Annotated in this window: 5 protein-coding genes; 2 read left to right on the top strand and 3 right to left on the bottom strand. The window is 64.9% G+C overall.

Going from position 1 to position 7,251, the window contains the following annotated elements:
• Positions 1-1,457: electron transfer flavoprotein-ubiquinone oxidoreductase (locus PMI40_RS22545; RefSeq protein ID WP_008120310.1), on the top strand; the 1,457-nt coding region annotated here is incomplete at its 5' end.
• A 145-nt stretch (positions 1,458-1,602) separates the two neighbouring features.
• Here the strand turns inward: PMI40_RS22545 and PMI40_RS22540 are convergent.
• Positions 1,603-1,794 (bottom strand): hypothetical protein, encoded by a 192-nt coding sequence (locus PMI40_RS22540; protein WP_008120309.1) that lies wholly within the window; start codon positions 1,792-1,794, stop codon positions 1,603-1,605.
• Between the two features lie 257 nt (positions 1,795-2,051).
• Here PMI40_RS22540 and PMI40_RS22535 point away from each other — a divergent pair, with 257 nt between their 5' ends.
• Positions 2,052-3,590: a methyl-accepting chemotaxis protein gene (locus PMI40_RS22535; protein WP_008120306.1), complete on the top strand. Its 1,539-nt coding sequence runs from the start codon at positions 2,052-2,054 to the stop codon at positions 3,588-3,590.
• 3 nt (positions 3,591-3,593) lie between these two features.
• On the opposite strand, the gene PMI40_RS22530 is transcribed toward PMI40_RS22535, so the two are convergent.
• Together PMI40_RS22530 and PMI40_RS22525 are read right to left on the bottom strand one after the other, a co-directional pair.
• A complete protein-coding gene (locus PMI40_RS22530) occupies positions 3,594-5,105 on the bottom strand; it encodes a PepSY domain-containing protein (RefSeq protein ID WP_008120303.1) in 1,512 nt (503 codons plus the stop codon).
• 4 nt (positions 5,106-5,109) lie between these two features.
• Complete coding sequence (locus PMI40_RS22525) at positions 5,110-7,224, bottom strand: TonB-dependent siderophore receptor (RefSeq protein ID WP_008120302.1); 2,115 nt, start codon at positions 7,222-7,224, stop codon at positions 5,110-5,112.
• Between the last annotated feature and the right edge of the window lie 27 nt (positions 7,225-7,251).

The raw sequence follows: 7,251 nt of genomic DNA, 5'->3' as shown, positions 1-7,251 counted from the left end.
TGTCCGAACTGATCCCCGACTGGAAGGAACAAGGCGCGCCCTTGAATGTGCCGGTCAGCGAAGACCGCTTCCTTTTCCTGTCCGCCAGCAAGGCCTACCGGACCCCGTCCTGGCTGTTGCCAGCCTGCTTCCAGAACCACGGCAACTACGTGATCTCGCTATCCAACGTGACCCGCTGGCTGGGCCAGCAGGCCGAGGCGCTGGGCGTGGAGATCTTCCCCGGCTTTGCCGCGGCCGAGGTACTTTATGACGAAGACGGGTCGGTCAAGGGCGTGGCCACCGGCAACCTGGGGCTGGACAAGCAAGGCCAGCCCACCGGCGAATTCCAGCTGGGCATGGCGCTGCACGCCAAGTACACCTTCTTCGCCGAAGGCGCGCGCGGGCACCTGGGCAAGCAATTGATCAGTAACTATGGCCTCGACCAGGGGCGCGACCCGCAGACCTATGCCATCGGCATCAAGGAGCTGTGGGAGATCAAGCCCGAGCTGCATCGACCGGGCCTGGTGATACACACCGCCGGCTGGCCGCTGGCCAACGACACCTATGGCGGGTCGTTCCTGTATCACATGGATAACAACCAGGTAGCGGTGGGTTATGTGGTGGGCCTGGCGTATGAAAACCCCTACCTGTCGCCGTTCGAGGAATTCCAGCGGTATAAGACCCATCCCGAGATCAGCAGGTTCTTCGCAGGTGGCAAGCGTATTTCGTATGGGGCGCGGGCGATCACGGCCGGTGGCGTGCAGTCGCTGCCCAAGCTGGTGTTCCCCGGTGGCGCCCTGATCGGATGCGATGCGGGCTTCCTCAATGCGTCGCGCATCAAGGGTAGCCATGCCGCGATCAAGAGCGGCATGCTGGCCGCCGAAGCCGCTTTCCATGCGCTGGGCGAGGACCGCCAGCGCGACGAATTGAGCAGCTACCCGGCCGCCTTCGAGCAGTCGTGGCTGAAGGAAGAATTGCACAAGGCGCGCAACTTCAAGCCATCGATGAGCCGGGGCCTGGTCACCGGCACCTTGCTGGTGGGGATCGACCAGGTGTTGCTGGGTGGCCGTGCGCCGTGGACCATGCATCACGCCCATGCCGACCACGAGTGCCTCAAGCCGGCCTCGCAGTTCGCCCCCATCGCCTATCCGAAGCCGGATGGCAAATTGACCTTCGACCGCCTGTCGTCGGTGTTCATCTCCAACACCAACCACAGCGAGAACCAGCCGGCGCACCTGACCTTGAAGGACCCGGCGGTGCCGGTGCAGGTCAACCTGGCGCAGTATGCGGGACCGGAAGCGCGTTATTGCCCGGCGGGGGTGTACGAGTTCGTCAAGAACGAGGACCACTCGGACCGCCTGCAGATCAATGCCCAGAACTGCGTGCATTGCAAGACCTGCGACATCAAGGACCCAACCCAGAATATCGTGTGGGTCACGCCCGAGGGCGGCGGCGGGCCCAACTATTCGGGGATGTAGGTGGCATGCCGGGCGTATGACCAGGCGGGCCGGCTCGCCGGCGACGCCGCAAGCGAAAACGCCGTCGAATGCATCGACGGCGCATCGCCTCGACTTCTTTATCGGATTAGCGGAGAAACATCGTTGCAGCGAGTGCAATGGTGACTCAGCCCGCCCGCTCCGGCCGTTTGCCCACCACCTCGACTTCCGGTTTGGCGATTTCCTTGTTGGCTACGTCGGTGTCGGTCTCGCGGCTTTCGATGTGGTCGCTGCGCCATGGCTGGCGGCTGGTGGCGTCACCGGCCGATTGTGCCGGACTGGGATTGGCGCGGGTAGGAACCCTGTCTTCGATGGCCATGATTGCTCCTCGATGGATGGATGGATGGAACGGACATGCTACCGGCCGCCGGCAGCCTGTCGACAGAGGAAAAAGCCTCGAACCGAGGTAGGTGAGCATTGATGAGTTTTTATCGGACATAGCAAAAAAGACAATACCTTGTCCGCCATTGCACTGAAATACCGCTCTTTTCCCGCATTTCATACGACTTTCCAGCACGTAAGATCATCGGCTCAATTAAAACGAACGTTTGTTCATTGCCGAAAGGGAATATTCAAGTGAAGTTGCGGACCAAGATCCTCCTGCTGTGCGCCCCCACCCTGTTGGGCATCGTGATCATTGCGATGGTGTCGCTCAACACCCTCAAGCGCACCATGCTTGAAGAGCGCACGGCTCAATTGTCGTTGCTGGTGACGCTGGCCAAGGCGGCGCTGGAAAAGGTCCACGCTTCGGAACAGGCGGGCCAGATGACACGCGAACAGGCGCAGGCGCAAGCCAAGCTGATCATCGGCAGCTTCGCCAAGGACCAGAACTACTTCTTCGTGCGCGGCTATACCGATGACGTCAACTATGTCCATCCCAATCCCAAGCGGGTCGGCATCCAGGACAAGACCGCCAAGGAAGACGGCGACCGCTACCGCGCGGCGCTGGCCGGACGCGAGATCGGCACCCTGGTGGCCGAGGGCACCCGACCCAACACGGTGGAGAAGGTGCAGAAGCTGTATGCGGTGGTGAAGTTCGCGCCATGGGACTGGACCGTGGGCTTCGGCGCCTACATCGATGACATCAATACCGCCTTCTATCGCAATGCGCTGATCCTGCTGGTGCTGGGCGGGGCAATGATGGCCATCATCGCCGCCATCGCGGCTTATATGCTGCGCTCCATCATCGGCCAACTGGGCGGCGAGCCGTCCGACGCCGCCGCCATCGTCGAGCGTATCGCCCAGGGCGACCTGGCCACGCCGATCACGCTGCGTGCGCGCGACCAGCACAGCCTGCTGCATTCGATCAAGACCATGCGCGACAGCCTGTCGGGCATCGTCAGCGGCGTGCGTACCGGCACCGACACCATCGCCACCGGTTCGCAGCAGATCGCCAGCGGCAACCTCGACCTGTCCTCGCGCACCGAAGAGCAGGCCAGCGCCCTGGAAGAAACCGCGTCGTCGATGGAAGAACTGACCTCCATCGTGCGCCAGAACGCCGATAACGCGCGCCAGGCCAACCAGCTGGCAGCGTCGGCGTCGGCCGTGGCCGGCAACGGCGGCGAGGTGATCGGCCGCGTGATCCACACCATGACCGAGATCAACGACGCCTCGCGGCGCATCGCCGACATCATCGGCGTGATCGACAGCATCGCCTTCCAGACCAATATCCTGGCCCTGAATGCGGCAGTGGAAGCGGCGCGCGCCGGCGAGCAGGGCCGCGGCTTTGCGGTGGTGGCATCGGAAGTGCGTTCGCTGGCCCAGCGCAGCGCCACGGCGGCCCACGAGATCAAGGCCCTGATCGGCAACTCGGTGGACAAGGTCAATGCCGGCACCCAACTGGTCGAACAGGCCGGCAGCACCATGCGCGAGATCGTCGACAGCGTGCGCCACGTGACCGATGTGGTGGCCGAGATCAGCGCCGCCAGTTCGGAACAGAGCGCCGGCATCGAAGAAGTCAATCGCGCCATCACCCAGATGGATGGCGTGACCCAGCAGAACGCGGCGCTGGTCGAGCAAGCCGCCGCGGCGGCGGCTTCGATGCAGGACCAGGCAGCCAAGCTGGCGCAACTGGTGAGCGTGTTCGCACTGGACCAGCGGCAGCTGGTGCATTAAGCATCAGGCGCGGCGCGAACGCAGCGACTTGCGCGCGCGCCGCCAGCCGATCACCACCCCGCTCAGCGCCAGCAGCAGCCCACCGGCGCTGAGCGACACCAGCACCGCCTGGCGCCGCCAGGCAATGGCCAGCATCGGGCCCAGGTCCCAGCTGTGCAGCAGGCTGAACAACCAGCGACCGACCCGCTGTGCGCGGTCCAGGCCGAGTTCGACCTGGCCGGTATAGAGATCGATATACACCCGGGTCCGGCCGGCATCGGCGAACTGCACCATCAAGACCGGCAGCCGTCGCTCGGACCCGCCCATCATCGATTGCTGGTCGCGCCGATAGTAATAATCATCGTAACCGGCCAGCACCTGCGACGACACCATCGGCGCTGGCAACAGGCTGGCAGCGGCTGCCTCGAGCACCGCACGCGGCCATTGCCGCGCAATCACCACTGGTCCACCGGCTTGCGTCACGATGCGGGTGCGGTCGGCGGCGTCGCGCGCCAGCACATAAGCCGATCCACCTAGCGTACGCCATTGGAGCTCCACCGCCGCGAAACCTTGCGCCTGCAGCGCGCGCAGCAGCGGCTGCGGCGCCAGCGGCGTTGGTGACCGGGCGGCCACCGTCGCGCCGGCATAGGCCGCCAGGTCGGGTGCGGTCGACGCCGAAAACACGCCCAGCGGGTTCATCGACATCAGGCCACTGAAGATCCAGGTCAGCGTGATGGCGGCAAACGAAAGACCGAGCAGGTGATGCCAGCGCATCCAGCCCGCCGCGAAGGGCGAGCGCGAACCGGAACGATAGGGTCGCCCAAAACGCCAACGCCACAGTCCCACCACGATGCCGCTGCAGGCAAGCACCACGCATGTGGCCGACAGGGCGATGACAGTCCAGGTCCATACCGGATCGACCGGCTGGTTCCTGAACACGTAGAGCCAATGCAGCCAGGCGCCGACCACATTCCAATAGCGTTCGCTACGGGTGGCCTGCATCACCACCGCGCCGGTACTGGAGGACACATACAGCAGGGTACGGGCATCGTCCTGCATCTGCACCTGGTGCAGCGGCCGGTGGGGGTCGAGCGCGCGTGAATGGGTCCAGCGGTCTTCCCACAGGCTGCCCAGTACCTGGCCGCCGGCCCCCGGCAGGAACACGCGTGCCGAACGCAAGGCGCCGGCCTGGTCAACGGGGCCGATGCGCCTGCCGGTGAGCGCATCCAGCGTCGACAACCTGCCACTGGCATCGCGCAGGACATAGCGCGGCTGCCCGTTGGCCGCATTCAGGACCAGGCCGGTGATATCGGTGCGCCCCCACGCCTGCGTCGGCGACAGGTACGGCAAGTCGGCCAGCACCGGCAACGCCTGCAACCGTTGCCACGGGCTCAACTTGGGATAGCCGACGAACAGCATCACCACGCCGCTGGCGAACCACAAGGCCATCAGCAGGCAGCCGAAGACCCCGCACCAGCGATGCACCAGGTAAGTCCAGCGGCGCAGGCGCGCCGGCAGCGACATGGTCGACGACATGGGATCAGAAGCGGTGGTTGACGCTCAACTGCACCTCCCGGCCCGGCCCGTACAACCATTGCGTATCGGTGTAATAGGCAGTGGCGAAATAGCGCTTGTCGAATACGTTGTTGCCGCGCAGCGTGACGGTGGTGGCGGCCGTGGCCTTCCAGCGCAAGGCCAGGTCGGTGGTGGTATAGGCCGGCAGCTTGAGCGTGTTGGCGTTGTCGGCATAGCGCTGGCCGACATATTGCAGGCCGGCGCTCGCCCTCCACGCCGGCGTGACGTCCCAGCCGAGCCAGGCATTTGCCAGCCGTTGCGGCACGTTGGTGGGCAGGTTGCCGTTGCGCGAGACGGCCACGCCGCCGACCGCTTCACTGAAGTTGTCGAAGCGCGCCCGCAGCAGCGTGGCGTTCAGCTCCAGCTGCAGCCCTCGCGCCAGTTCCAGCGCCAGGCTGGCTTCGATGCCGCGCGAGGATTGCCCGCCCACCTGTTGGCGCAGCGTCGGATTGCCGGGGTCGCGGGTGAGCAGGTTGTTCTTGCGGATGTCATAGACCGCCACCGTCCACTCGCCGCGCTTGTTCCAGAACACCTGCTTCACCCCTGCTTCCAGCTGGCGCCCTGTGGACAAGTCGAACTGGCTGTTGGCCTGGGTCAGGAACAGCATCCCGCTGACCGGGTCGGCGGCACGGGCGTATTGGCCATACACGCTCAGTTCGGGGGTAATGGCGTAGACGCTGCCGACGCGCCAGCCGAGATTGGAAAAGTTCTGGTCGAAATTGTTGGCGCTGTCGACCAGGTCGTTGCGCGAGATATCGGCATGGTCGTAGCGCAGGCCGGCCAGCACGGTCCAGGCATCGGTCAGCTCGAGCTTGTCCTCGGCGAACAACGCATATTGCTGCGCCTTGTTGCGATAGCGGGGAACGAACGCCACCGGGCTGGCATAGGTGCCCGGATCGAAACTGACGGGGTCGACCGGGCTGACGCTGCCGCTGTAGGTATTGTTGGTGTGCTTGAAGCTGCTGCTGCTGATGTCGAAACCCACCGACACCTGGTTCTGCAAGCCCAGCAGGCGGCCCTTGAAGGTAGCGTCGGTGGTGTTGCCGGTCTGCGTCTGGTCGTGCCGGATCTCGGTGGCATCGCCGCGGTCGATCAGTCCCGAGGCCGGGTTGTAGCTGTAGCGTTCGGCATTGCGCCAGTAGCGGTTGCTGTTGACCTGGTAGAACCGGGTATGCAGCGTGGTGTCGCTGTCGGGCGCCCACTGGGCCTCGAGCTGGGCCCAGCGATCGCGATAGTCGATGACGCTGTCGCCGACGTTGTAGTTCTTCTCGCGCAGCGCCGGCAATTGCACGCCATCGACCAGGGGCGTTCCGAAATAGCGCATCGGCCGCTGGTGTCCCTGGGCATAACTCAATTGCAGGAACAGGTCGGGATTGACGTCCAGCCGCAGCGCGCCCGAGAAGCTCAGGTTGTTGGTGTTGCCGCGATCGACCCAGCCATCGGAGCGGTCGCCGCTGATATCGATCCGATAGGACAGCATGTCGTCGATCGCCCCGCCACTACCCAGGCCCAGGCGGCGCATGTCGTGGCTGCCGACGGTGGCCTCGATCTCGTTGTCGATCTTGCCGCGGGTCGGCTTCTTCGGCACCACGTTGACCACGCCACCGATGGCGCCGTCGCCGTAGATCACCGAGGCAGGGCCGCGCAGCACCTCGATGCGCTGCACGCTCCAGGTATCGAAGGGAAAGCTCACCCCTACCCCGCCATACTGCCGCACACCGTCGTACAGGCGCATCACCGAGGTGGTATCGGTAAAGCCGCGCACCGACAACGAGCTGCCGCTGTTGCCGGGATGCCCCAGGCTGCTGTAGCCGGGCGCGCGGGTGATGGCGTCGACGATGCCGATGTCGCCGTGCTCCTCGAGCTGGGCACGCGTCAGCACGCTGACGCTGGCCGGGTTCTGCAGCGGGGTCAGGTCGAGCCGGGAGCCCACGCTCACCGGGTTCTGCAATTGCGCCGGGCCTTGCGCGTCGACGGTGATCTGCGGCAATGCATCGGTGGATTGTGCTTGCGCGCCCGAACTCAGGCACAGCAGCAACGAAAAGGTGATGCGGCCAGGCCGCCGGGGGTGGTGGGTCATGATCAATGAGGCATGCGATAGGCCTGC

The organism is Herbaspirillum sp. YR522, from assembly GCF_000282575.1.
GTDB lineage: Bacteria > Pseudomonadota > Gammaproteobacteria > Burkholderiales > Burkholderiaceae_D > Herbaspirillum.
Note: the sequence above shows the minus strand (reverse complement) of the source record. Positions and strands in the feature narration are given on the sequence as shown.

Excerpts from the sequence above, each read along its gene's own strand:
- PMI40_RS22540 (WP_008120309.1), bottom strand. The coding sequence starts at position 1,794 with ATGGCCATCGAAGACAGGGTTCCTACCCGCGCCAATCCCAGTCCGGCA.
- PMI40_RS22525 (WP_008120302.1), bottom strand. The coding sequence starts at position 7,224 with ATGACCCACCACCCCCGGCGGCCTGGCCGCATCACCTTTTCGTTGCTG.
- PMI40_RS22530 (WP_008120303.1), bottom strand. The coding sequence starts at position 5,105 with ATGTCGTCGACCATGTCGCTGCCGGCGCGCCTGCGCCGCTGGACTTAC.